General features: G+C 36.9%; 24 protein-coding genes. 9 read left to right on the plus strand and 15 right to left on the minus strand.

Translation table 11 applies throughout. The features are described from left to right. The first annotated feature begins 1 nt into the window (after position 1). A complete protein-coding gene (locus tag E2636_RS14770) occupies positions 2–1,285 on the plus strand; it encodes an ammonium transporter (protein ID WP_208324084.1) in 1,284 nt (427 codons plus the stop codon). A 382-nt stretch (positions 1,286–1,667) separates the two neighbouring features. On the opposite strand, the gene E2636_RS14775 is transcribed toward E2636_RS14770, so the two are convergent. The 3 genes from E2636_RS14775 to E2636_RS14785 all read right to left on the minus strand — a co-directional run bounded on the left by E2636_RS14775 (position 1,668) and on the right by E2636_RS14785 (position 4,889). Next, the gene (locus E2636_RS14775; RefSeq protein ID WP_134210889.1) at positions 1,668–2,492 is read right to left on the minus strand and encodes a squalene/phytoene synthase family protein; all 825 of its coding nucleotides are present in this window, start codon (positions 2,490–2,492) and stop codon (positions 1,668–1,670) included. A 406-nt stretch (positions 2,493–2,898) separates the two neighbouring features. Next, the gene (locus tag E2636_RS14780; RefSeq protein WP_134210890.1) at positions 2,899–3,438 is read right to left on the minus strand and encodes a flavodoxin family protein; all 540 of its coding nucleotides are present in this window, start codon (positions 3,436–3,438) and stop codon (positions 2,899–2,901) included. Between the two features lie 521 nt (positions 3,439–3,959). Continuing rightward, entirely contained in the window at positions 3,960–4,889 is a 930-nt protein-coding gene (locus E2636_RS14785) for a catalase family peroxidase (protein WP_134210891.1), read from the minus strand. A 142-nt stretch (positions 4,890–5,031) separates the two neighbouring features. On the opposite strand from E2636_RS14785, the gene E2636_RS14790 reads away from it, so the two are divergent. Further along, positions 5,032–5,376, plus strand: a complete 345-nt coding sequence (locus E2636_RS14790; RefSeq protein WP_134210892.1) for an ASCH domain-containing protein — start codon at positions 5,032–5,034, stop codon at positions 5,374–5,376. Positions 5,377–5,379: 3 nt separating this feature from the next. Further along, positions 5,380–5,820, plus strand: coding sequence for a DUF2269 family protein (locus E2636_RS14795; RefSeq protein WP_134210893.1), 441 nt, complete (start codon positions 5,380–5,382; stop codon positions 5,818–5,820). Between the two features lie 154 nt (positions 5,821–5,974). Here the strand turns inward: E2636_RS14795 and E2636_RS14800 are convergent, their stop codons facing one another. The 8 genes from E2636_RS14800 to E2636_RS14835 all read right to left on the minus strand — a co-directional run bounded on the left by E2636_RS14800 (position 5,975) and on the right by E2636_RS14835 (position 15,639). Beyond that, positions 5,975–6,235, minus strand: a complete 261-nt coding sequence (locus tag E2636_RS14800) for a hypothetical protein (RefSeq protein ID WP_134210894.1) — start codon at positions 6,233–6,235, stop codon at positions 5,975–5,977. A gap of 858 nt (positions 6,236–7,093) precedes the next feature. Next, complete coding sequence (locus E2636_RS14805) at positions 7,094–7,327, minus strand: hypothetical protein (protein WP_134210895.1); 234 nt, start codon at positions 7,325–7,327, stop codon at positions 7,094–7,096. A gap of 41 nt (positions 7,328–7,368) precedes the next feature. Further along, positions 7,369–8,832, minus strand: coding sequence for an NCS1 family transporter (locus E2636_RS14810; RefSeq protein ID WP_134210896.1), 1,464 nt, complete (start codon positions 8,830–8,832; stop codon positions 7,369–7,371). A 78-nt stretch (positions 8,833–8,910) separates the two neighbouring features. Continuing rightward, a complete protein-coding gene (hydA, locus tag E2636_RS14815; RefSeq protein ID WP_134210897.1) occupies positions 8,911–10,326 on the minus strand; it encodes a dihydropyrimidinase in 1,416 nt (471 codons plus the stop codon). Positions 10,327–10,362: 36 nt separating this feature from the next. Next, positions 10,363–11,628, minus strand: a complete 1,266-nt coding sequence (preA, locus tag E2636_RS14820) for an NAD-dependent dihydropyrimidine dehydrogenase subunit PreA (protein WP_134210898.1) — start codon at positions 11,626–11,628, stop codon at positions 10,363–10,365. Positions 11,629–11,677: 49 nt separating this feature from the next. Next, complete coding sequence (locus E2636_RS14825; protein ID WP_134210899.1) at positions 11,678–13,051, minus strand: NAD(P)-dependent oxidoreductase; 1,374 nt, start codon at positions 13,049–13,051, stop codon at positions 11,678–11,680. Between the two features lie 62 nt (positions 13,052–13,113). After that, the gene (locus tag E2636_RS14830; protein ID WP_134210900.1) at positions 13,114–14,004 is read right to left on the minus strand and encodes a nitrilase-related carbon-nitrogen hydrolase; all 891 of its coding nucleotides are present in this window, start codon (positions 14,002–14,004) and stop codon (positions 13,114–13,116) included. 291 nt (positions 14,005–14,295) lie between these two features. Beyond that, positions 14,296–15,639, minus strand: coding sequence for an aspartate aminotransferase family protein (locus tag E2636_RS14835; RefSeq protein WP_134210901.1), 1,344 nt, complete (start codon positions 15,637–15,639; stop codon positions 14,296–14,298). 424 nt (positions 15,640–16,063) lie between these two features. Between E2636_RS14835 and E2636_RS14840 the strand changes: the two genes are divergently transcribed. Together E2636_RS14840 and E2636_RS14845 are read left to right on the plus strand one after the other, a co-directional pair. Beyond that, a complete protein-coding gene (locus E2636_RS14840; RefSeq protein WP_134210902.1) occupies positions 16,064–17,443 on the plus strand; it encodes a Glu/Leu/Phe/Val family dehydrogenase in 1,380 nt (459 codons plus the stop codon). Between the two features lie 48 nt (positions 17,444–17,491). Next, positions 17,492–18,325: an SDR family oxidoreductase gene (locus E2636_RS14845; protein WP_134210903.1), complete on the plus strand. Its 834-nt coding sequence runs from the start codon at positions 17,492–17,494 to the stop codon at positions 18,323–18,325. 94 nt (positions 18,326–18,419) lie between these two features. Here the strand turns inward: E2636_RS14845 and E2636_RS14850 are convergent, their stop codons facing one another. Continuing rightward, positions 18,420–18,671: a hypothetical protein gene (locus E2636_RS14850; RefSeq protein WP_134210904.1), complete on the minus strand. Its 252-nt coding sequence runs from the start codon at positions 18,669–18,671 to the stop codon at positions 18,420–18,422. Between the two features lie 226 nt (positions 18,672–18,897). After that, positions 18,898–20,172: an acetyl-CoA hydrolase/transferase family protein gene (locus E2636_RS14855; RefSeq protein ID WP_134210905.1), complete on the minus strand. Its 1,275-nt coding sequence runs from the start codon at positions 20,170–20,172 to the stop codon at positions 18,898–18,900. 315 nt (positions 20,173–20,487) lie between these two features. Here E2636_RS14855 and E2636_RS14860 point away from each other — a divergent pair, with 315 nt between their 5' ends. Beyond that, a complete protein-coding gene (locus E2636_RS14860) occupies positions 20,488–21,507 on the plus strand; it encodes a Delta(5) desaturase DesA (protein ID WP_134210906.1) in 1,020 nt (339 codons plus the stop codon). A 507-nt stretch (positions 21,508–22,014) separates the two neighbouring features. On the opposite strand, the gene E2636_RS14865 is transcribed toward E2636_RS14860, so the two are convergent. After that, positions 22,015–22,896: a cation diffusion facilitator family transporter gene (locus E2636_RS14865; RefSeq protein ID WP_243840663.1), complete on the minus strand. Its 882-nt coding sequence runs from the start codon at positions 22,894–22,896 to the stop codon at positions 22,015–22,017. Positions 22,897–23,310: 414 nt separating this feature from the next. Here E2636_RS14865 and E2636_RS14870 point away from each other — a divergent pair, with 414 nt between their 5' ends. After that, positions 23,311–24,447, plus strand: coding sequence for a sensor histidine kinase (locus E2636_RS14870; protein WP_134210907.1), 1,137 nt, complete (start codon positions 23,311–23,313; stop codon positions 24,445–24,447). Beyond that, entirely contained in the window at positions 24,444–25,046 is a 603-nt protein-coding gene (locus E2636_RS14875; RefSeq protein WP_134210908.1) for a response regulator transcription factor, read from the plus strand. Before E2636_RS14870 ends, E2636_RS14875 begins: the two co-directional genes overlap by 4 nt. Before the next feature lie 43 nt (positions 25,047–25,089). Here the strand turns inward: E2636_RS14875 and E2636_RS14880 are convergent, their stop codons facing one another. Beyond that, positions 25,090–25,773, minus strand: a complete 684-nt coding sequence (locus E2636_RS14880) for an N-acetyltransferase (protein ID WP_243840664.1) — start codon at positions 25,771–25,773, stop codon at positions 25,090–25,092. 180 nt (positions 25,774–25,953) lie between these two features. Between E2636_RS14880 and E2636_RS14885 the strand changes: the two genes are divergently transcribed. After that, entirely contained in the window at positions 25,954–26,253 is a 300-nt protein-coding gene (locus tag E2636_RS14885) for a protein YxiS (protein WP_134210910.1), read from the plus strand. Positions 26,254–26,659 lie beyond the last annotated feature (406 nt).

The following is a 26,659-nucleotide window of genomic DNA, read 5'->3' on the forward strand; positions in this document are numbered from 1 at the left end:
TATGGAGACAATTGAAGCAGTACAAAGCTCGGTAGATATGATATGGATGATGATTGGTGCCATCTTAGTATTTTTTATGCATGCTGGTTTTGCCATGGTTGAAACTGGATTCACTCGTTCTAAAAATACAGTAAATATATTAATGAAAAACTTATTGACTGTATCGCTTGGTTCCCTGCTTTATTTCATCATAGGTTTCGCGATCATGTTCGGCCCTTCCGCTTTTGGTCTAATCGGGACGGAAGGTTTTGCTTTACTTGGACGTGAAGATATAGGGTTCTTTGTATTCCAGGCTGTTTTTGCTGCAACTTGCGCGACCATTATTTCTGGAGCAGTTGCAGAGCGAATGAAATTATCTTCTTACCTTATATTAGTCGTTGCAATGACGGGAGTTATTTACCCAATTGTTGGCCACTGGGTTTGGGGTGGAGGATGGTTAGCTGAACTTGGTTATATTGATTTCGCAGGATCGTCAGTCGTTCATTTAACCGGTGCGGTTGGCGCGTTAATTGCCGCATGGTTAATTGGGCCTCGTATCGGAAAATATAGTGGACATTCAGTAAATGTTATACCCGGCCACAGCGTTCCATTGGGAGCACTCGGTGTCTTTATTTTATGGCTAGGATGGTTCGGCTTTAATGGCGGCAGTACACTTGCGGCGGACCCTACATTAGTACCATTAGTCATAGCCAATACGTTACTTGCTGCATCTGCAGCTGTATTGTCCACTGCTCTCTATACCAAACTTCGCTACAAACGAATAGATGCATCACTTACGTTAAATGGCGCACTTAGTGGGCTTGTAGGAATTACAGCGGGATGTGCAAACGTCTCTCTTATTGGCGCAATTGCGATTGGACTTGTTTCAGGTGTATTAATGACTGAAAGCATTCGATTCTTTGATGTGAAAGCAAGAATTGATGATCCTGTCGGCGCAATATCCGTTCATGGTATCGCAGGAATTTGGGGAACGCTCGCAGTCGGTTTATTCGACGTAGCGAACGGGGCATTTTACGGAGGTGGCGTTAGCGTAATTACCATTCAGTTCATTGGAGTAGCCGCAATTATTGGCTGGACTACACTAACTGTCGGTGGTAGTTTGCTAACGATTCGTCTATTCACTTCATTACGTGTATCAAAAGAAGACGAAACAATTGGCTTAGATTACTCTGAACACGGCACGCAAGCGTACGTCTTACAAGATGTATTTAAAGGTGCAGAACCACGTTCTAATGACTTTGCTCATCGTCTAACACAACTCGGCAAATCAGTGGAAGCAAAGTAAGGTTAATATAATAAAGTCTTTGTCAAACTGTGTCGCCAGAGGTTTTCAAGTAGCTTTGGATCTCAAACCTGCTGCACCAATATAAAAGACGCCAATGTAAGTGACTTCGTCACTTACATTGGCGTCTTTCGTACATCCTGAGGTGTTTTTGCACAAACAATTGTGCCAGCAAAAAAGAGATGTCCTTAGTATTGAGCGATAGTCTAGGCATTACGAAAAAGAAAGCACTTAGATCAAAACATAGAAGGTTTTGTATGAATGAAAACACCATTAATGTGAACAAGTTAAAGTGCCAGGCACCCATAACTATAGCGGACATAGAATGTTCCACTTCACCTTTGGAGCCTGGTATCTTGTTCAGTTTTACTATTTATTAAATAAATTAATGTTGGCTTTCAAGTTCCTTTACTATCGATTCAACTTCTTTACGAGAAATTTTTTCTCGACCTATTTTCATTGCTTTTAATGTACTACTCGCAAGCGCAAGCGGCAATTTGCAAAACATAGTAATAGAACGATTGTTAATATCTTTTACGTATTCGCTCCCCATCGCTAAGTTTTGTTTAGCATATAAAAATAAATCTTCTCTGTCCCAATCATCAGGTAAGAAACGAACGCCTCGCTCCCAATCTTCATCTTGATTACGCAAAATATTTACAGCTTGTAAGCCTCGTCCAAACGCAATCGCTTTCTCACGATCAGTTTCGATATTGCTGTCATGCCATTTCCACAAATCAGACAACATGCACCCAACTAGCCCTGCCACATAATACGTATAATCATCTAAATCTTCTTTGGTCTTAATGCGCCAGTCTTTATCAATCCATTTCGCCATTCCCTCCGCCATTACAGCGGTTGACTCTTTAACTTTCTCTACTACATCTGGTGGACATAATAAAATCCAATCCGCTAGACGTTTCGTCACAATTGGAAGCGAGTTTTCATAAGGCTTAATAAGTTCACGATATTTTTCAGCGTCAAATGTCGTTTTCAAACTTTCACTAATCGACGTTAACAATTGACGTTTTGTCTCTGCCTCCATATCTGGATGGTCTTCTATTTCATCAATTGCACGCATACATAAATATGCAGACGCCACTGTTTTTCTAAGGGTCGGTTCTAAAAAATTAATTGGAATGAAAAATGTCCGACTTGTTTGTTTTAACACATCCATCGCTTCTCGATGCAATATGACAGCCTCACTCATACTCGATTCCTCCAGTTCCGTTAATTCGTTTATGTATTCTTATGATTAAACGTTCTGATCCTCTTATCATACAATAAATTTCAGTATTAATACGCATCAAAGCATGTTATTTTATCAAACTAGTCGAAAAGTAATGAATATGCAGTTTCATAATTGAATTTAAGTCGTTTTTTCACTGATGCTTCTTCATACAAAAATAACCATCGTTTTTCAGGGTGAAGTGAAAACGATGGCTAAACTCTAAGAAGTAATGTTCACACTAATTCGAAGATATATTATATTAGTTTATTACAGAGCGGCAGGATGTTCGTAGACGCTTTTGACCAACACATACAAACGTTCACTTATTATCGATAATTACCCATTTATTGACACGTCTAGCTTCTTATCAATAAAATAGTACCACTCATTTAATTTTTTTATTTAATTCCTCAGCAGCTGAGATTGCTACTGCGTCTTCTGAGATATCTCCCGGACGTTTTGCTTTACCAAGCACATAACCGTCAAATGAGATCCCCATAAATTCAAAAATATAATTGAATTGCTGAATCAGCGGTAAACCTTTAATAGAAGGATTGTCTCCGCCTACCGCTATGACATATGCCTTTTTCTTTCCTAGTTGTTTTTTAAAATCAGGAAATTTTTCATCTCGCATTGTTTGTGACCAACGATCAATAAAATTCTTCATGGTACCTGACATGCTATACCAATAAATAGGCGTTGCAAATATAAACGTATCATGCTTCATCATACGTTCAACAAGCTTGTTATAGTCATCATCGACATCCACAAATCCAGCTTCTGTATGTCGAAGATCTTCGATTGGTTGAATAGTAAAATCTCGCAAGAAAATTTTTTCGATGTCTAGCCCTTTAATTACTTTCTCCGTTAGTTGTTCGGTATTTCCGTTTTGACGGGTACTTCCGTATATCACAGCAATGCTCATAATTAGACTGCCCCCTTTTCAAATAAATACTTTAGACAATTACTAGTGTATGCAATATGCCTATTAATTTAACACTCTACGTAATTTATTTGAATTAATTCACACTGAAATTCTGTTTTTTTTAAGGACATACGATAATATTGAGGAAAGATTGACTACTAAATAACGACATTGAACAGAAGTGTATAGACCTTTACATGTTTTTTAATATTATCGATAACTTTGATACTGTAGGCTTTTAAGTAGAATCAACATGTAGCGAAACAAATCATTATCAATTCATACGAGCAGAAATCGAATAACTATATAAATGCAAAGGTTAAAAAACCTATATCGGAAAACCAGCATCACAGGACCAAGAAATCTTATTACAATTACATTAAATAGTTTCACTTATAATGAATTTTATCGATAATTATTAATAAACCTATAATGTTATCCACATGTGGACAAAGTGGAAATTTTCTGAAATTATCCACAATTTGTGGATAATTTACTCTTTTTGGTGTATAACTTTTCATTTAACCCTCTTTTTTCCGTCTTTCATAGGAAATTGCATATGTATCTCTACGAAATGGTAAGATTTCATCATTCGAACATTCAATTCCTGTGGGCAAGATAGTTGGATCAAAGATAAAACGATCTTTATCGATAAGTGCTTTTGATTTCACACTTAACATACCAGCATCAATACGATTTCGCCCTTTTGGCCATTCTTTTGTAGGGTCATCAGTTGGATCAACTTTATCTCCAATTACAATATGTAAGCGAAATCGAACTTCTCCCAATTTTAATCGGTTGGTCATTTCCTTTTCTAAATAATCACTTGGCAAAGCCGCCAGTTCTTTAACTGACCAAGTCTCTACACCTGCCTCTGGTTCCCACTCAAACTTCACTGGTGTTCTTATACCATTTTCATTAACCAAATAAAATGCATGTACTGCGAAGTACCGACCTGTTGCATAGCTTTTGGTATTTTTGAGCTTACGTATCATTTGAAAGGCAGTTCGACTTTCTGGATATGTTGCAAAAAGGTTTACCATGTCTTTAAAATTAGGTTTAGCATCCTTGAAAGACTTCATTGTATTTAATATTTTCAAGAATGTCTGAGGTGATTTCGTCACAAAGATTGGTAAGGTTATCCCTACTAAATTCGTTATTATTCCTTCAGACAATTGAAATTGTACTGACATTCCCTTCACCACTGCAAGAGCATCAGCAGTTGATGGGTTAGGTGAAGTATTTGAAAAACGAACAATTGCCTGAACCTCTGTGTCTCTTAAATGCTCGGCCATCGTATACGGTGAAGCTTTACCAGTTGGCGTAAACGTCGCTTCATATAGCTCTCCTTTTGCATGAGCACGACGATAACCGGGGTATGTACCAAATATATCTTCTATCCCATTCACTGCTCTTTTCGCCAATACGGTTTCAGATGTATCTTCAATCATATTGAAACCTCCTTTTTCAACCTATTTACTTCTTTTCAGCATGGTTCAAATTGTTATAAACGTGTACACTTAAGAAGTGAATCTTTATTAACAAGTTATTCATGAATAATATAAAAAATTAAACTATAAAGGTGGAAACTACATGACTAATGAAACAACTAATTTACCCCCTAAAACGTGTACAATCGAGCGTCTAGTAACATTGGAATCTGATGTTGAAAAAGTATTACAAGGACAAAAAACTGCTACACGTCGTAATGGTCGTTATGCAGATATAGGCGAAATCATGGAATTAAAAGGACAATCATTCGTTGTAAACAATGTTTACAATCAATCCCTTGGTGAACTGAAGGAAGAACACGCAAAACAAGAAGGCTTCCAGTCTGTAGAAGAATACAAACAGTCCATTTTGTCTTATCATCCCGGTATGCCTTGGTTGCCAACTATGACAGTATGGGTTCATGAATTTACTCCGGTAAAAGTATAAAAAATGTATGATTTGTACGTTTTCATTATTTTCATCCATGTTTTGAGTGCCGTTGTGTCGATTGGTCCACTTTTTGTGTTGTTTGCTGTTTTAAAAAAAATGCGAGAAGCAGATTTAGTAATGGAGAAAGCTTATATTGCTATTTTCCGTTATGTGGTTCGGCTAATAAAACATGCTGGTCATGTACTAGTGGGCTCTGGTATATTACTTGTCTACCTTGGACCTTGGTCTTGGAATACTCCATGGATTGTAGCAACAATAGGTCTTATGGTTTTATCTATCTTCTTTCTTGCGCGTGGATTTTCAGGTACTCTCAAGAAATTTAGTGACCCTAAAGTTGAGCGTTTACCATTACTCTCTACTCTCAATAAAGCTACCTGGATTTATATAACCATATTAGTTCTTATGCTGGCTTTAATGGTTATAAAGCCAACATTGTGGTGACACAGATAAACATCCTGAGGTTATTGCTGCTGCCAATACAAACGGCTCATATTTACTTTAATTAACTCTATCAGTTTAGCCAAAGAGCCTGATTCTATTAAGAATCAGGCTCTTTGTTTTTTAAAAATAGCTTTATGCGAATACATATTTAATACTAGTGCAAGTCGTTTAGTTTCTCTTTGTTCTGATTTAACTGCATTAAAAGCATACTGATAGGTTCCGTTTCCCCTCGACTTTGGAGAGCATTTGTTACCGAACGTTCTGCACGCTCGATCATTTCCTGCGCGTTTTGAATAGTCTGTTCCGTGGGACGAGTTTGAGCTTGACCTACAGCCATCGTGACATTATCCACAGAATTATGCAATTGAGCAATTATCGTATCTTCTTTCCAACTCATTTGTGTGTGATCTTCCATAGAAAGTCCTCCTTAGTTTCCACTTAGAATTCAATACATTCTTACTATGGCAAAATCAGGGCATTTTTATTCATCGAACAGTTTAATTGGATAAAAATGCTCTTAAAAATCAAGGCTTAATGATTCACTTTTTGTGGAAAAGCAATCATTTAACACTGACTATTTTATGTGAATTGTTAAAAATAATACTTCTTTATATAAGAAAAACCGGGCAAAGTACGCCCGGTCCTTTAAGAAGGGTAACCATTTAAACCCGTTAATTTCCGCTACGGTGGACGCTTTTCGCGGGCTTGGCTTCAGTCTCCTCGTCACTTCGAAAACATGTACTCCTGCGGTTACTCGTCGCAAAGACACTGGCTTTTGGCCAGCATCTTTCCTGCGGGGCCTTCAGCTCAAGCTTTTCCCGCAGAAGTAGCCACCTGCGCTTCAATCAACTAGTGTGAATTTGTCCATCATTGCAACGAATTCTATTTTTAGTTACAATTATTTGAAATTTTGAGCAATGCAAAGCTAGCAGGAATACTTCTTCTATACTATTTCTAAAAAGAGAAATACTTGCTCAAAATACCAGAATTTCAGTGTTCATCATGCAAACCACTGTTCTGCAATCCCTTCCTTCTAAGTTGTATTTCCTTTTATGATCAATTCGAAAACATTTACTTGATTGAAGCGGAAGGAGGCTCTCCGCCCGCCCCGTGGTAAGCGTCCGCCTGGAGCGCAAATCAGCGATATCATACTAGAACCTACTCATTAAAATACCGGGAATACTGGATTCATGGCTCACTAAATTTATATACTATGTTATTTTGTAAAAAAAGGATGTTGAGTAAAAATCAACATCCCACTTCAAACCTATTATTATTTATCTATTACTAATCGTTTCTTTTGTTGTTCAAAAACAAAAGTAGAAAGATATTTTCTACCGTCTGCTGTATATAGCACCAATTTCTGTTTATCTTCAGGATTTTCTGGTTGTTCAAATTCAATGAATTCTCCATCTAGAGATTCTGTGACTTTAGTAATCTCGTACCCACTATTCATGAAGAAATCAATTTTTTCCTTTTCCAAGTCATATTCTTTAGACGAACTCAAAAGCTAACCTCCTCAGTAGTTATTTACTTTTCAGCACTAGACTAACCGACTGCTTTCTCTGGTAAAATCTCTTCTTCATCCTCATAGTCTAAAATTATCCAATCTCTGCCTACTGTAATTCCTAGAAATAACTCATCACTTGGATTCTGAATTTCACTTTGAGGATACTTTTTGAACCACCAATACTTAGCTAGTACATAATAACAAGCCGCTCCGACAACAAAACCAACTATAAAGGAATAGTTCGATAACCAAAACGCCGCTAAACCACCGACAATCCACGAGAACATTCCTGCTAAATTCACACCATTTAAATACCGATACTGTCCCTTGCTTTCATATAAATCCGGCACATTGACTCTCCGTTTTCTTAGAAGATAATAGTCAGCATATAAAATTCCGACAATCGCTGATAAGATTCCACCAATCGTTAAAAGAAAAGGAATAATTATATTAAACAAATTCCAAGGTTGAACCACCGTCCCAATAACACCCGCCATTATTACACCGACATAAAAAGGAACTTTAGGACCGCCAACATTAGAAAAAATCGTTGCTGCTGGTATTAAATTTGCTGAAACATTTGTTGACCACTGTGCGAAAACAATCATAATAAGTAAGACAGCAAGAACAATCCCACTTGCAGCTTCTTGTAAGGCAACAATTGGATCATAGTTCTTTACTGCAATATATGAAACCCCACCAATTACAACCATGAAAGTTTGTGTAAGTGGCAATGCAATCATATTGCCGATGATTGCATTTTTATTGCGTTTAAACCAATTCTTTTCATGTTGAGGAGCCTTTACAAATCGAGAGATAGAAGGGATATCGGCTGCTAATGTTGCCCAAAAGCCCATATTAGTAAAAATGACTACTACAAATGCTGTAAAAACCGCAGCACCAGTAACCGGACTCTCAATCCAAGACCAAACATTTCTTCCTTCTTGAATGGCTAAATCTGATAAAGATGTATATATCCAAATCGAAATTAAAATGATGATGGGTGCTGCTAAATCTGCAAAACGCTCGACCGCTTTAATACCAAGTGATGTATTAATGAGTTGTGCAGCTGCAAATAATACATAACATAAAAACCAATTATCAAATCCAAATAACGTAAATAGAATACCGTTTAAAGCAGCTGATCCAAAATACGTATTAATACCGAACCAAAATGAAGCAGTGATCCCTCTTACAATGGATGGTATATGTGTACCTAGCGTACCAAATGGCGCTCTCATATAAACTGGGAAGGATAAGCCATGTTCAATACCGATGTCCCCAGTTAATGTAATAAAAAACCCAATTGCTAGTGCACCAATTAATGTAGCAAGCACAACCCATCCTAAAGATAGGTTTTGGACTCCTGAACCTCCAATTGCAAATGCAGCTAAAACCACAGCCATCCCAATCCACATGTTAGAAAACCCAAACCTACCAATTTTTCTTTCTTTATGCGCAATAGGTAGTAAATCAGGGGACTTTAAATAAGTTTTTTTCATTATTTTTTCTCCCTTTTTTTGCTCTTTACCTTAGTAACTCCTGCTACATATATTCAATTGACTTATCGTTTGGTATTGCTATTGTAAAGCTTCAACTTTTGCACGGTTAGAAAGTTGTACATGCTTGCCTCGTCTTAAATAGTTCCCCATGCCTGGTTTACCAACGAATTGCTTGTCTCTTATGACAAATTCTCCACGACTAAGGACAGAAACAGGCTCCCCCGTCACTTTCAACCCCTCAAATGCATTGTAATCAACGGCCATATGATGACTGTTAACTGAAATGGTCCGCTCGATTTCCGGATCGAAAATAACGATATCCGCATCACTTCCAACTGCAATCGTTCCTTTTTGTGGGAATAATCCGAATAACTTTGCTGAACGAGTTGATACGATATCTACAAATTCATTAACATTGATTCTTCCTTTTTTAACTCCTTCTGAAAAAAGCACACTAAATCGATCTTCGATAAAAGGACCGCCATTTGGAATTTTGGTAAAATCACCTTTCCCCAAGTCCTTTTGTCCATTAAAATCAAAAGAGCATTGATCAGAACCAACCGTTTGAAGTTGACCACTTTTTAATGCGTTCCACAATGCTTGTTGATGTTTCTTTTCTCGTAAAGGTGGAGACCAAACGTATTTTGCTCCTTCAAAATCAGGTTTTTCAAGAGCAGATTGATCCAGAACTAGGTATTGAGGACAAGTTTCCCCATACACTGTAAATCCTTTGTTTCTCGCCTCTGCAATTTTATCAACCGCTTCTGCGCAAGTGACATGAACTACGTACAACTGGGATTCAGCTAAACCTGCTAATAAACATGCTCTTCCAGTTGCTTCTCCTTCGATTTCAGGTGGTCTCGTCAGCGCATGATAGATTGGATCAGTGTTTCCTGCCGCTAACGCTTCTTTTGTTAAATAATCGATGACATCTCCATTTTCAGCATGAACCATTACAAGAGCTCCATGTTTTTTTGCCATTACAAGTGTTCGAAACAACGTCTCATCGTCTGCCTGAAGAACATTTTTGTAAGCCATAAACACTTTAAAAGAAGTGATGCCTTCTTCCTCGATGACTTGAGGAATTTCAGCTAAAACACGCTCATTGATTTCGCCAATCATTAAGTGAAATCCGTAATCGATTACTGCCTTATCTTTAGATTTTGCATGCCAAGTTTGAATCGCTTTTTTTAGTGGCTCACCTTTATTTGTTAAACAAAAATCAATAATGGTTGTTGTTCCACCGAACGCAGCTGCGATTGTCCCTGACTCAAAATCATCTTTACTTACCGTTCCTCCAAATGGCATTTCTAGATGAGTATGCGGATCTATTCCGCCGGGGAATAGATAACATCCTTTCGCATCAATAACTTCCATGCCAGCACTTGGCAGATCTAAACCAATTGCTGTGACCTTTCCGTTATCAATGAGCACATCCGCATTAAACGTTTCTGTAGCCGTAATAATCGTTCCATTTTTAATCATTTTTTTCATAACAATTCTCCTTTTCAATGTAGAAAATAGATTTTGTTATCCTTTTAAACTAGCAAAAGCGTGTTGACGATCATTCCAAGACATAGCTATTTTCTCGCGTGGAAGCTCTAACATACTGATCGCCCCTTCCTCAGGGCATACAATGGCACATAAATTACATCCAACGCAATCTGCTTCGCGAACTTTAAGATATTTATTGCCATTTGGATCTGTAAGCATATCGATACATTGATGTGCTGTATCTTCACAGGCAATGTGGCATTTATTGCAATTGATGCAAACATCCGTATTAATTTTTGCTACTGTACGATAATTTAAGTCTAAATTTCCCCAATCGGAATACTTCTCTACCGATTTCCCAATAAGTTTATTAACCGATGAAATACCCTTGTCGTCAAGATAGTTATTAAGTCCATCAATCATATCTTCGACAATACTAAATCCATGATGCATGGCAGCTGTACAAATTTGAACATTTGTAGATCCCATCAACATGAATTCAACTGCATCTCTCCAATTTGAAATGCCACCGATACCTGATATAGGAATAGTAATATTTGCGTTTCTAGCACATTCAGCGACCATATTTAGCGCTATCGGTTTAACCGCTGGTCCACAATAGCCACCATGAGCTCCTTTTCCTGCTACATTCGGAATTGTATTCCATGTATCTATATCGACTCCTGCTAAGCTATTTATTGTATTAATCATACTAATAGCGTCTGCTCCACCTCTTACAGCAGCTTTAGCTGTCATCGTTATATCAGTAATGTTCGGCGTTAGCTTCACAATGACTGGGGTTCTAGCTACTTCTTTCGCCCACATCGTTTGCGATTCAACTAGATCCGGCTGCTGTCCTGAAGCTGCGCCCATCCCACGCTCTGCCATTCCATGAGGACATCCGAAGTTTAACTCAAGGCCATCTACCCCAACATCTTCTACTCGTTTGACAATTTCATGCCATTTTTCTCTGCTAGGTTCAACCATTAATGAGGCAATAATTGCGTGATTAGGAAAACGTTTTTTCGTCTCATAAATTTCTTTTAAGTTGACTTCAAGTGGACGATCAGTAATCAGTTCAATATTGTTAAAACCAGCCACTCTTCTTCCATTAAAACTAACTGCGGCAAACCTTGAAGAGGTATTAATAATTGGTTCACCCAACGTTTTCCAAACCGCTCCACCCCAGCCGGCTTCAAAAGCACGTTGAACTTGATACCCTGAATTTGTTGGTGGTGCCGAGGCCAGCCAAAATGGATTTGGCGACTCGATTCCAGCAAGATTACTCCTTAAATCCGCCATCAGAATTCCTCCTAAGCAAATGATAGTAAATGACTACTTATTTGATTGATTATGCGCTTTCGATACTTATCTTTTTAAGTTGTTGATGAATGGCATAGGCTGCTTTTTTTCCATGCTGTGCTGCTGAAACGACCATTGCTTCTCCTTGGCCTTCACCGAATATGAAATCACCTACGGCATACACTTTGGGATTGGACGTTTGATATGTTTCGAGATCAATTTTCACGACGCCCTTTTTCTGCTCGAGTCCAAATGCGTCCATTAAATTAAGGTATCTCGTTTGACCAATCGCTTTAATAACCGCATCAACTTCTATAATAAATTCAGAACCTTCAACAGGCATAGGTCGACGGCGTCCATCAGTTCCTGGTTCACCTAATTCCATCTTGATACATTCCATTTGCTTTAATTGGCCATTATGGTCCCCAATTAAACGAGTCGGTGCTGTTAGCCACCTAAATTCAACGTTATCTTGCTTTGCGAATTCATACTCAAACTCATAGGCTGTCATTTCTTTTTGAGAGCGGCGATACAGAATTTTCACATTTTCTGCGCCTAACCTTACAGAACAAGTAGCAGCATCAATTGCCGTATTCCCCGCTCCGATTACAACGACACGTTTGCCAACTAAGTCATCTGATATCTCTTTTGTTTTTGAATCTTCCACAAACTGAATCGCATCGTGAACCCCTTTTAACTCTTCTCCTTCAATTTGAAGCATTGAACCTTTTGACATACCAACAGCCAAAATGACAGAATCATAAGTTTCGAGAATTTCTTTAACACTAATATCTTGTCCAACAGTGATATTTGTTTTGATTTGAACTCCTAAATTTTCTACCTGATCAACTTCCCATTGAGCAACTTTTTGTGGTAAACGGAAAGACACAATTCCATACGTATTTAGTCCACCAGCTTTTGATTTCGATTCATAAATCGTAACTTCGTAGCCTAAGCGTGCAAGTTCTCGAGCAGCTGACAAACCAGCGGGACCTCCGCCGATAATGCCTACGCTCATTCCATTCTTTTCCCCTGCTTTAAATAATATTTGTTCATTTTTAATCGCCCAATCCGTGGCATAGCGCTGTAAATCTCCGATCATTATTGGCTTGGTCGAATGATTTAACACACATGCTCCCTCACAAAGTTCTTCAGTCGGACACACGCGAGCACAACTGGCCCCAATTGGATTTGCCTCCATAATGGTTGTAGCTGAACCTTTTAAATTTCCAGAAGCAATTTTTTTAATGAAAGAAGGAATATTAATTGCTGTTGGACATGCTTGAATGCACGGCGCGTCGTAACAATAGAGACAACGATTGGATTCATCCATTGCCTCTGCCGGTGTAAGACCAGCTTTCACTTCTTCAAAATTCCGGTTTAATGTAGCCAATGAAACAAAGGTTTTATTATCATCTCTCATCTTCATACCTCCCATTGTGAAAAAATAGAGTAATTGAGCTATTATCTTAAGTAATTAAGAATTTACTCATTGATACTTGACATTGCTCCATACGTTTCCGGTCGACGATCCCTAAAAAATTGCCAAGTGTTGCGTACTTCTCTAATCAGTGCCTTGTCCATTACGCCAATAACAACTTCATCTTGATCACGACTACCAATTGATACCATGCTTCCTCTTGGGTCAACTAAATATGACTGACCATAAAACTCTCCAAGATTCCAAGGACCTTCTGTTCCCACACGGTTAATTGCCCCTACATAGTAACCATTGGCAACGGCATGAGCTGGTTGTTCTAGTTTCCATAAATATTCCGATAGTCCCGCTACAGTCGCTGAAGGATTAAAAACAATTTCAGCTCCATTCAAACCTAGTAGTCTTGCACCTTCTGGGAAATGGCGATCATAACAAATATATACGCCTACTTTTGCAAACTGAGTATCAAAGACGGGATACCCTAAATTCCCTGGCTTAAAGTAATATTTCTCCCAGAATCCATTTCCATCATTCCCTACATTGACTTGTGGAATATGATGTTTACGGTATTTACCTAGATAAGAACCATCCGCATCAATGACAGCTGCTGTGTTGTAGTAAGTAGCAATACCGTCTCGTTCATAAATTGGTAAAACAATAACCGTTCCTAGCTCTTTAGCTAACGCCTGGAATTGAATCGTCGTTGGTCCGTTTGGTACTTCTTCTGCAGCTTCATACCATTTCGAATTTTGCTCTGTACAAAAATAGGGTCCATAAAATATTTCCTGTAAACAAATAATTTGAGCACCTTTAGCGGCGGCATCTCTTACTAATTTAATATGCTTTTCAATTGCTTTATCTTTATGAAGCTGAACAGGTTCATTTCCATCAACATCATTGGATGCTTGAATTAACCCAATTTTCACTTTATTAGTCATATACAAAGTCCCCTTTTCTAAATTTAATATCGTCATGTAAACATGTATTATTTATTAAACAGAAATCGTAGAACAGTCCTTCTTTATAACCATCATGTAATCACTGAAAAAATTCAACATTCTGACTTTATTAAGTGGTAATACACTTTACTTACATTCGTTATAGAATCCGGTTTTCCTTTATTAATTGTTATTATTTCTTACATTAGCAAACAAAAGCCTTAATCATTCTCAGACTAAGGCTTAAATAAGAAAGATTCATCCTTAGATATAAGTAGAAATATTCGCCTGTTAAAGTGAATGTATGACTTCTTTAAACACTCTAACAAGGAATGTAAACTCATCTTCAGTCATGCTTAACGGTGGAGCTAAAGTGAGAACATTGTTATAGCCTTCTACGGTATCACCATTTTTTCCGATAATAAGTCCTTTTGCTTTGCATGCGGCAATCATTTCATTCACTTTTTTCAATTCTAGTGGTTTTTTCGATTCTTTATCTTCTACTAACTCAACACCGATTAATAATCCCTTACCACGAATATCTCCTACATTTGGATGACTATTGAGTTCAGCCAATTCACTTAATAATCTAATTCCTAGACGACTTGATTGTTCAATTAGGTTTTCTCTTTCAATAATTTCTAAGTTTTTAAGGGCTACAGCACATGCAGCAGGATTTCCTCCAAACGTATTAATATGGCGGAAATGTTCATAGTCATCTGTCCCTTTAAACGCTTCGTAAATCTCACGTTTCACAGCCGTTGCAGATAAAGGAAGATACGAGCTGGTTAGACCTTTTGCCATTGTAATAATATCTGGTTTGACATCATAATTCATAAAACCAAAAGCTTTACCAGTACGCCCAAAACCACAAATGACTTCATCACAAATCAATAAGGCCCCGTTTTCTTCACAAATACCTTTTACTTGCTTCATATAATCTTCATCCGCAATAAGAACACCACCACCCGTAATAATTGGTTCCAATATTACTGCAGCAATGGTGTTAGACAGTTCCCACTTCATCGTACGATCAATTTCTTCTGCACATGCTTTGCTAAATGATTTTGCCGTATGATAATCTGGAAAGCGATAACTGTCAGGTGGAGTTACATGTAAGAACCCCTGTGCCAATGGCTCATATTTGTATTTCCTTTGAGCCTGACCTGTCGCTGAAAGCGCTGCCATTGAACTCCCGTGATAAGAACGATAACGTGAAATTATCTTGTATCGTCCGTGATCCCCATTTTGTTGATGGTATTGTCTCGCAATTTTAAATGCTACCTCATTTGCTTCTGAACCACTGTTTGAAAAGAAAATAACATACTCATCACCTAACCACTCGTTCAACTTTTCCCCTAATTTAATTGCAGGAAGATGACTTTGTGTTAAAGGATAAAAAGGTAATTCTTGTAGCTGTTCGTACGCAGCTTCCGCTAATTCTTTTCTTCCATAACCAACGTTCACTGACCATAAACCAGACATGCCATCTAAATATTTATTCCCCTCTGTATCCGTAATCCATGCTCCTTGGCCAGATTTGACAACCATTGTGGAAGGATTGTATTTTTTCATCGAATGCCAAAGATATTTTTCATCTTTTTCCTCTAACTGATTCTTTTGTTCAGTTTGCATACTTTCAACTCCTTTCAATTTCGTTGAAATCTTGTCTAATTACCCGTATGGATAAATTGTCTATTTTCATAATTTTTCTAAGCTATATCTCTATATGTCAAAATCAACATTTTAATTACCTTCTGCATATTTGTTTCAATATTCAGACTACATTAATATTATATCTTACCAACTTCTTCCTATCATTAGACACACTGTAAAATGAAGAGAGTCATTCAATGGACGATATGGATAAACTGTCTATTTTTTTTGGAAAGAGACCCATTTTAAAAAGTTAAGATAGACAATAGATAGGAACTAATCCGTATGAAAGTTCAGTAAATTATTCTTTAAGCAAAGAATAATTTCTATCCTTTTGAATGATTACATCGGCCTCGTTAGGGTATAAATAGACTAGACGATATTATTACCGGAGGTGCAATACATGGAAGAACAAACACGGTCAATTGTTCAACAATCATTAAATGCATTATTAGGAAATGAATCATTTTTACCTGAATTACAAGGTGATATGCGCAAAACAGCATTCACTTCCCTCAATGCCATTCTTTCCACACCGAATCAAATACATAAATCATTTTTACGCGTCGCGTTAGAGGGCGGAGAAGTAGTACGAATTCCTTCATACCGCGTTCATCACAACGATGCTTTAGGTCCTTATAAAGGAGGAATCCGTTTTCATGAGACGGTTAATGAAGAGGATGTTGTTAATTTAGCATTTTTAATGACGTTAAAAAACGCCCTTCATAACGTTCCTTTTGGAGGGAGCAAAGGCGGTATCTCCATCAATCCTAAAGAATTTTCAGAAAAAGAATTACAACTCATTTGTGTAAATTACGTACGCTATTTCAATAACGTATTAGGACCAGATAAAGATATTCCAGCACCTGATGTTGGCTCAGGAGAACGTGAAATGGATTGGATGATGGCTGAGTATAAAAAAATTAATCCAGGAAGTCAGTACCTAGGCAGTTTCACAGGAAAAAGCATTGTAAATGGCGGCTCTTTAGGTCGTCGTGAAGCTACAGGGAAAGGCGTATACTTTTCATTCCGCTATTTATTGCATGACTATGTCATAGCAAATGAAAAGGCATTGGCAACTTCAACAAATCCATTTGCCAAAACTGCTCTCGATTTCATGAATCGCCCCTTGACTGTAGCCGTCCAAGGATTTGGGAACGTCGGTGCAGTTACTGCATTAGAAGCATCTCAGTGTAAGTATATTCACAATAAAGTTGTTGCTGTTAGTGACCGCAATGTGACTTTATTTAACGCTGATGGACTAGATATCCCTGCACTTATTGACTTTATTGCGAACAATCAAGGCGACTTGCCAACATCTGTAGAACAGCTAACAGAAATAAGCGTACGTGCCGAAATTCAATCACGCGAAGATATTTTAACGATGAATGTCGATGTATTATTTTTAGCAGCACTTGAAAACCAATTACATGATCAAAATAAAACAGAAGTAAAAGCGCGCATCATTGTTGAAGGTGCAAATGCTCCAACTACTCAAGAAGCTGATGATTATTTAAGTAATAAAGGAGTAATTATCATCCCTGATATTTTAGCGAATGCAGGTGGTGTCATTGTTTCTTATTTAGAATGGTTACAAGGTCGCGAAACACAATTCTACACAGAGGAACAAGTCCATAATCAATTATTCGAGAAAATGAAGCACACTTTAGATGGTATTCTTCCACAATATTTCGGTGATCCTTTCCCACTTCGTCAAAATTGCTATATTCACTCAGTCACTCGTCTATCTACCGTTTTATACAAACAAGGGCAGCTATATTAAACGTCTATTCTTAGTACCTGCTCTTCACTAAAATGAGGTGAACTTGAGATGAAGAAAATTGCTATTGTAACTGGGGCAAACTCTGGAATGGGTCTTGCCACAACGATTGAACTTGCTAAACAAGGATTTCATGTCGTAATGATGTGCCGTAATGAGCAAAAAGGACTTATAGCATTAAAAGATGCAATCTCACAAAGTCAATCAAGTTCAATTGAACTTATCAATGGAGATCTTGGTTCATTCGAAAGCATTCGGAAATTCACAGATACTTTCCATGCAAAGTTTGATCATGTAGATGTCCTCATTAATAATGCTGGTGTCGTAAATATTAAGCGTGAAATCACTTCAGAAGGACACGAAGCCCAGCTAGGGGTAAATCACTTAGGTCATTTTTATTTAACACAATTACTGTTGGATGACTTGAAACGCTCAGTACAAGGACGAGTTATCGTGGTCTCTTCTGGTGCTCACAAATGGGGCAAAATAGATATACAGAATATGGACATGTCCCGTGGATATAATGTAATGAAAGGATATGGTCGTTCTAAATTAGCAAATTTACTCTTTATGCATGAGTTCACTAAAATACTAGAAGGAACGAACGTGACGATAAATGCGGTACATCCTGGAGCTGTTTCAACAAATATAGGGATTGATCGAAAAACCGATTTCGGACGCATTTTAGTTAAATTGTTAAAACCCTTCTTTTTGACTCCAACACAAGGTGCACGTACTGCAGTATTTTTAGCAACTAGCGAAGAACTATCTACTGTAAGTGGACGGTATTTTTATCAAATGAAAGAAGCTCCTATGTCAAAGCTCGCACAAGACCCATATCTCGCAAAAGGTCTATGGTTATGGAGTGAGCAACAAATTCGCTGATTTTCAAAGCAATATGTATCAAGGTGACCTCAATAGTAAAAATGACTCAAAACGTCGTTATATAACGATGTTTTGAGTCATTTTATTTAATTAACTACAACATTTTAGTTTTATCTTGTATCGCTAACAATACTGGATCTTCCGTCTTCGTATAATCCAACTTCATTTTTTCTAGTTCTAGTCTCATTTTTTCAGTTTCTACAACAAAATTTTCCTGTTTCACCTTTTCAAGTTCTAACTCCACATTTAGCATTTTAGCTTTCACCTTATTATTGTCTTTCATGTATTCCGTAATAATTCCAAAAATTGCAATTATAGAGAACATAACTATCGCGACGGTTACCATAATTCACCTCTTTTTTACTATTTCAAAAAGATTTCTGTGTCATAATTTGTTTACACTTTTAAAATCTCTTCACTTATTACTTGTATTTACGTTTTTAATTGGAAATAGTTTCAATTAAAATAAATTCTGCTTTTAGATTCAAAAAGATAAATAAGTGCTAGGCAACTTGAGTTTATACTGAACTCAAGACGCCTAGCACTTTATACTTCATAAATAGTCATACTTTTTACTTTCTAATAATGCCTCTTTCAAGTGCTTGTTCAGTTAGTTCGTCTCTGAATTTTGGATGTGCGATACTAATTAATTGTTTCGCGCGATCACTGATAGATCGACCATGAAGACGCGCGATACCGTATTCGGTTACGACGTTATCAACATCATTTTTACCAGTTGTCACAACCGAGCCTGGTGTTAAATCCAGTTTAATTCTAGAAATCGTGTCATTTTTGGCTGTGGAATGCATACAAATAAAACCTTTTCCATTTTCCGCAAAACGTACTCCTCGCGCAAAATCAATTTGCCCTCCACTGGATGAATAATATTTTCCACCGACCGTTTCGGATGCACATTGACCAAATAAATCAACTTCAGTTGTCGCGTTAATGGATACAATATTCTCTTCTTTGGCAATTTCACGAGGATCGTTGACTATACTTACAGGTAAAAACTCTATAGTAGAGTTGTTATGAATAAAGTCATACAAACGCTTTGTTCCATATGCGAATGTTGCAACAATTTTACCTTTATTGGTGAATTTTTTCGTGCCATCAATAGCACCTGCTTCGAATAAGTCTACAATTCCATCTGGCAACATTTCTGTATGTATACCGAGATTTCTATGGTTTTTCAATAAACTCATTACTGCATTTGGAACTGATCCTATTCCGATTTGAAGTGTATCTCCATCTTGAATATCAGCAGCTACTTTTTCCGCAATTCGCATATCTTTTTCCCCTATTTCAGGAACTACTTCTTCAGCTAATGGAGTATCGTGCTCCACGTATCCAGCAATTTGACTAATATGAATTTGGTTATGTCCAAAAGTACGCGGCATATTGCGATTCACTTCTAATACGAAGGGAACTTTCCCAATAAACTCGGCTATATAATCGGCTTGTGTGCCTAGCGAAAAATAGCCATGCTCGTCCATTGGCGTAGCTACTGAAAAAATCATCGACATCTTAGTTACTTTTGACAGCATGCGTGGAACTTCATGAAAATTATTTGGTACTAAGTCTATTTTAGCTTGTTGGTAGGTTTTTCGCGTTGCTCCACTTAAAAAATAAGACACATGTGTTAGTTGTCCTGGCATCTCACCCATAATATATTTCCGAGGGTGCAGCGCCAACATTTGATGAATTTTCACACCATTTAATTCACTTGCATGTTCTTCTAAAATATCCAATAAGCGAATTGGCTCACCATTTGCAATTGGAATAATGATGTCAGCTTCTTTTTCAATTAACCCAATAAATTTTTTCACATCTAATAATTTAGTCAAAATTGTTCACTCCTATCTAAACTCTATGTATTACTGTAGCATACGTACGTTACATTTTTTAATCCTAAATATCTTAAGAAAAGTAGGGAAACTTATCTAATAAGTTTGATTATCTCAAATATTTCGTATCGATTAATGATAATCACAAAAAAATGGTTAAGTACCTTCTATCTACTAAACAACATGACCTATATGACACTTGTCATGGTTGTCACTTGACGTTTATGTCTTTTATTATCTGCTCCTAATCCCTATTCTTAATGTAACAAGATTTTTAGTAAAAAAATTCAAATATATTTTTTCCAGGAGGACGTTATGAGTAAAGAAAAAACAATGCAGTTACGCAAATTAATAGCACCATTTGAAAAATCTGATACGACAGCAAGTGTAAAACAAATCATTAACTCGATTCCCCCATTTTTCATCCTTTGGTTCTTGGCTTATCAGAGTTTAGAAATTTCAGTATTCCTTACAGTAGCATTAGCGATAGTAGCATCAGGGTTTGTCATTCGAATTTTCATCATTTTTCACGATTGTACCCATGGTTCATTCTTTAAAAGTAAAAAGGCAAATGCAATTTTAGGAACCATTACTGGAATCATTACCCTTTTCGCCTTCGAAAAGTGGAAACGTGATCATTCTATTCATCATGCAACAAGCAGTAACTTAGACAAACGCGGAACTGGCGATGTATGGGTTATGACGATTGATGAGTATATTGAAGCTTCACCAGGTCGTCGATTCGGTTACCGTTTATATCGCAATCCACTTGTGATGTTCGGTTTAGGTCCATTATTTTTATATTTAGTTTCAAACCGTTTCAATCGTAAAGATGCACGTAAAAAAGAAAAAATGAATACGTACTTAATCAACGTAGCAATCGTTGCTTTGTATGGCTTCATGATTTGGTTAGTTGGCATCCAAGCATTCGCAATCATTCAAGGGACTCTATTGATTGTTGCAGGATCACTTGGTATTTGGTTATTTTATGTTCAACACCAATTTGAAGATTCGTACTTCGTAGAAGAAGAAGAATGGGATTACGTAAAAGCTGCGGTTGACGGCAGTTCATTTTATAAATTACCAAAAGTACTTCAATGGTTAACTGGTAACATTGGTTATCACCATGTGCACCATTTAAGCCCACGTATTCCGAACTATAAATTAGAACAGGCACATGAGTCTTCACCACCACTTCACCAAGCAACAACTATAAACTTGAAAACAAGTTTGAAATCGTTTAATTTCCGTCTATATGATGAATCGAAGAAAACGTTCGTTACATTTAAAGATGTTAAGCATTTGTTAAATGCTAAAACTTCTAATCAAAATTAAACAAAAACTTTATAAGACACCGATTGCAGTGACATTGTCACTGCAATCGGTGTTTTTCGTATTTTTCAGATAATCCTTCAATTCCCTTCGGCATGTGTACGCCCGTCGCTCGCTGGAGCTCTTATATTCGTAGCAAGGGAAACCTTGTCCCAATCATAGGTAGGTTATTTACATTTATTCAAAGTTCTTCAGGAAAAAATCTCTGATATTTCTTCAATACACTTTGGTTCATTGTATAGGTGACGAATAGATTTCACATTCGATTTAACATATTCCAGAAATGGGTCAGGTCAGATAATCGTACGTTAAACAAAACTGCCTGTTTATTGAAGAAGAGAACGATTGCAAAAGTATTTAAAGAAGCTTCTGCTAAAAAACAAAATATCAAACGCCTTATCAGAAATTCAATGTGCGATAAGGCGTTTTTATATGCATAACTTTGATGTGATTTCTACAGCAAAATGCGACTTACCACTTAATTTAGTAATAATAATCATCACAATTAAATTAAATGTGCAGTTCGGGATGTATAAGGTTAGGTTTTTCAATTTGAATGGTAGTGTGCTCAATTTTATATCTATCGAGGACTAAATGAATGGCTCTTTGCAGAATGACTTGTTCATCTTCATTTTCATTTATGACTATATGGCAACTTAACGAATCCATACCGGAAGTAATAGTCCAAATATGTAGATCATGTACATCAAGAACTCCATCAATATCCTTTAGCAGTTGCAATGTCTCGTCTTTATCCAATGTGGAAGGTGTGCCTTCCATCAAAATGTGAATGCTTTGCTTAAGAACTCCCCAAGCACTTTTAAGAATTAAGAGAGCTACAAGGACGGAGATTATAGGGTCCGCAATGTACCAATCAAATGCCAACATGAAGATACCTGCAACGATTGCACCAACTGATCCAAGGGCATCGCCGATTATGTGCACATATGCGCTCTTCATATTAATGTTTCCCTTTACATCTGCTTTTTTCAGTAGAGAAAAAGCACTGAGTGCGTTGGCGATTAGTCCAATACATGCAATCAAAATCATGGTACCGCTCGAGACCGATGGGGGTTCGTTAAAACGCTGAATGGCCTCGTAAATAATGAAGCCTGAAATTAAAAATAACGTGATGCCATTGAACAAGGCAGCAAGAATTTCAAACCTGTAATAGCCATATGTCTTACTAGGAGATGGCGGCCGATTGGCAAACCATAAGGCTACAAGACTTAATGCAAGAGAACTTGCGTCGGAAAGCATGTGACCGCTGTCAGATAACAATGCTAAGCTGTTTGTGAAAAGTCCACCAAAAAATTCTAATACCATAATACCTGTAGTAATAGTGAGTGCAATGATGAGCCCTTTTTTATTTCCTTCTCTTTGATCACTCAAGTGATTGTGCCCCACGATGATCACCTCATTCTCTTTCGGTTATCTTCTATACATAATTGACTTGACTAAATCAAATTGCTTTTATTTTGTAATATACTTTCCTACAGAAAAACCGGGAACAAACTGTCTATGCAATATTTCCTCAGTTCGCTCTCTTTAAACATTTACCTTTTTTAAAGTTATCCAGGCTTTATAAGTAAAACAGTTGAATTAAAACCAGTTGCCCATATAATATTGTTAACTTGAAGATTGCTTTGTTCATCAAATATTATAATTAGATTAAGTAAGTTCCCATGAATAAGCATTCATATTAAGATAAATTACATACACGAAAAACCATTCCGCTAAAGGAATGGTTTTTCTGTCTGTTATACTATTCTCAAGTCTATTGTTCATGAAATTATGGAGGTATATATGCAAAATTGGTATCAAATTTTCCCTAAAAACCCTTATGTCAGTATTTATATTTGGATTATATTTTGTGTTTTACCATTGTTCTATATTTTCAAATCGTATTCACCATCGGAAAGTTTTCTAGGATTACTTTTAGTATTAGCATTCTTTTTAACCTATCGACAATCATTCATTTCTAGAGGCTGGCGCATGTACGTTTGGATTGCTTGTCAAATTGCCATTAGCATTACGTTAATCATCTTGTTTGGATACCTTTACTTTTCTTTATTCTTAGCCTTTTTTATCGGCAACATTCGTAACAAAGCAGGATTTATCACGATGTATGTCGTTCACCTCGTCACAACGATTGTGTCTGTTAGTATTGGATTTTTCACTCAGTCCGATATATTTGTATCTCAGTTCCCTTTTATTCTAATCGGTGTAATTGGCGTTATTTTATTGCCTTTTAATTCGTACAATCGTAATAAACAAGAGCAGCTTGAAGGTCAATTAGAAGATGCTAACAAACGGATTTCAAAATTGCTTGTCATTCAGGAACGTCAACGAATTGCGCGGGATTTACACGATACATTAGGACAAAAGCTATCTTTAATAGGGTTAAAAAGTGATTTAGCGAGCAAAGTCATCGAAAAAGATCCTCTTCGAGCAAAAGCTGAGCTTCGTGATATTAACTACACCGCCCGTATTGCGTTAAAAGAAGTGCGTGAACTTGTTTCTAATATGCGCGCAGGTAAATTAGAAGATGAACTTTTACGTGTACAACAAATCTTAAAAGCAGCTGAAATTGATTTTCGTGTAAAAGGAAATCCAGGGTTAAGAGATACACCTTTGCTCGTTGAAAATGTGTTAAGTATGTGTTTAAAAGAAGCGGTCACTAATGTTGTAAAACATAGTAACGCCACATTTTGTCATGTATTGATTAAACAAACACAAAATGAATTATTTCTTCAAATACAAGATAATGGAATTGGATTTGAGGCGCATACCCAATTTTCAGAAGGAAATGGGTTACGCGGAATGAAAGAACGTTTAGAGTTCGTTAATGGGTTATTAGAAATTTCAGGAGTTGGTGGCACAACCCTTAATATTCGTATCCCACACGTCATCTTACAATCGGTTAAGGAGGAATTATCATGATTCGTATTGTACTAGCAGAAGATCAACGTATGTTACTTGGTGCACTTGGTTCATTACTAGATTTGGAGGATGACATGGAGGTTGTTGGAAAAGCTTCTAACGGAGTTGAAGTTCTTACTTTGGTTCACCAACTAAATCCAGATGTCTGCATCATGGATATTGAAATGCCTTCCAAAACTGGTTTAGATGCTGCTGAAGAGTTAAAGGAACATGAATGCAAAGTAATCATTCTCACTACTTTTGCTCGTTCAGGGTACTTTGAGCGAGCACGAAAAGCAAATGTTATGGGATATTTATTAAAAGACAGTCCGAGTGAAGATTTAGCTAAATCCATCCGTAGTATTATGGAAGGACGTCGCGTCTATGCTCCTGAACTTATAGACCTTGCTTTTAGTGGCGAAGATAACCCTTTAACTGAGCGTGAGCACCAAGTTCTAGAACTCATTGCAGACGGAAAAAACACGAAGGAAATTGCAAGTCAAATGTACATTACAACTGGAACTGTCAGAAACTATATTTCCGTAATATTAGATAAATTGGACGTCAGTAATCGCATTGAAGCGATTTCAAGATTTAAAGAAAAAGGATGGTTTAAGTAAGCACATCCTTTTGGAGATGCTTACTTTATCTTTATTCCTTACGTCAACAATTCTTACAGTATTGAATGAACCATCCATTTTCGTTTATCATACTTACTCCAATAAAACCTTCACTCAAAGTCTGTTGTTGCATCTGGGTGTCATCCATCGCAATTAGTCGTCCTTCTATACTAGTGTCGACAAGTTGCTCTTCATGTAACTTTTTCATAAACACATATCGAAGTTTGCCTTCGTATTTTAGTTTCAAAGCAACAATGTGCAGGCCTAATGCAAATTTGTCTTTAAGACTTGGAATGTTAAACGGTGCAACTGTTGCAAAGACATAATCAAAGCGAGATTGATCAACTTTAGCCATCACCATCTCACCCATCTTCTTTTGAAGCCCTTTTCCACGATAATGTGGATGTACAATAGACAAGTCCTGATAAATGACACGTTCCAATGTCTCACTAGATAGCCCAGCATCTAATCCTAAATGCTCTACATCTAATGGAAGAACGACCATGACACGAAAAGCTATCAATTTATTCCCGTCAAACAAGCCCAGTATGAACCCGTTACCACTAAAAATAAATTCAAATTCCTCTACAGTTGAAGGTTGCAGTACATCTTTGGACTCCAAATGAGCTATCGCAATTTTTTGCAAAGCTAGTAAGTTTGGTAAATCCTTTAATTCTACTATTCTTGGTTTTAAATCGTGTAAATTACTATCTGTATGTTCTTTCATTTCCTCACCCATTTCAAACTGATATTATCTTATCTTACCCTTTTTCTTGTCACACTGCACTCAAAGGTTTGAGCCCCTACCCCCAAAAATGATACGATGTACGAATTACGGGTACAAACTCATTCTTTATCGTTATTTTCTTATATATTTCATCATCTCAAACTAAAGGAGTACGTGACAATGGACCAAAAAATAACGGAATATATTATTCAAAAATATCAAGAAGATGAACAAGTCATGATCCAACTATTTGTGCAGTGGTGCCAAAATCATGACATTGACCCCTTTTCACTTTATCAAAAAGCTTACCCAGCTCAAGGACCCAATGAAGCCATCAAAACAATTATCGAAAACAACGAGCCTATGGATTTAGATATTGAGTCAAGCACACTCATTGACGTACTCCAATTATTTGGCAATGATGATCTCGCATTTGTCGTTTCTGAAGAAGCACAGAAATTTCCAAGTGATTTAAATTAACAATCATTTTAGTAATCTCTTACTGATGCAGATGAGTTTGCACGTCTCTCTTGAAGAAGCCTACTTGCTGTATAAAGAATAAAGAGGATGGTCTTTGTGACACTTCGTCACTTAGCTCACCCTCTTTTGTTTATTCCCGTTTAATTAAGTTTATTCCTGTTTAGGAATGCTTTAATCCCGTTCGATTGCAGTTATTCCGTTTCAAATTGATTTAATCCCATTCAAATATGTTTTATTCCTATTCACCCTAATTTTGGTTGTACAATATATGACGTTATTGAAATAAAATTTCCTTCTCGATAAAACAGGAGAAAGGGATGGAATTTCACTACTATCATTTTTTTATAAATAGCTATGAAACTTAAAGAATCCATATACACGCTGATTTCCGTTCCGAGCGAACGCG

Origin of the sequence: Paenisporosarcina antarctica (genome assembly GCF_004367585.1) — a bacterium.
Taxonomy (GTDB): domain Bacteria; phylum Bacillota; class Bacilli; order Bacillales_A; family Planococcaceae; genus Paenisporosarcina; species Paenisporosarcina antarctica.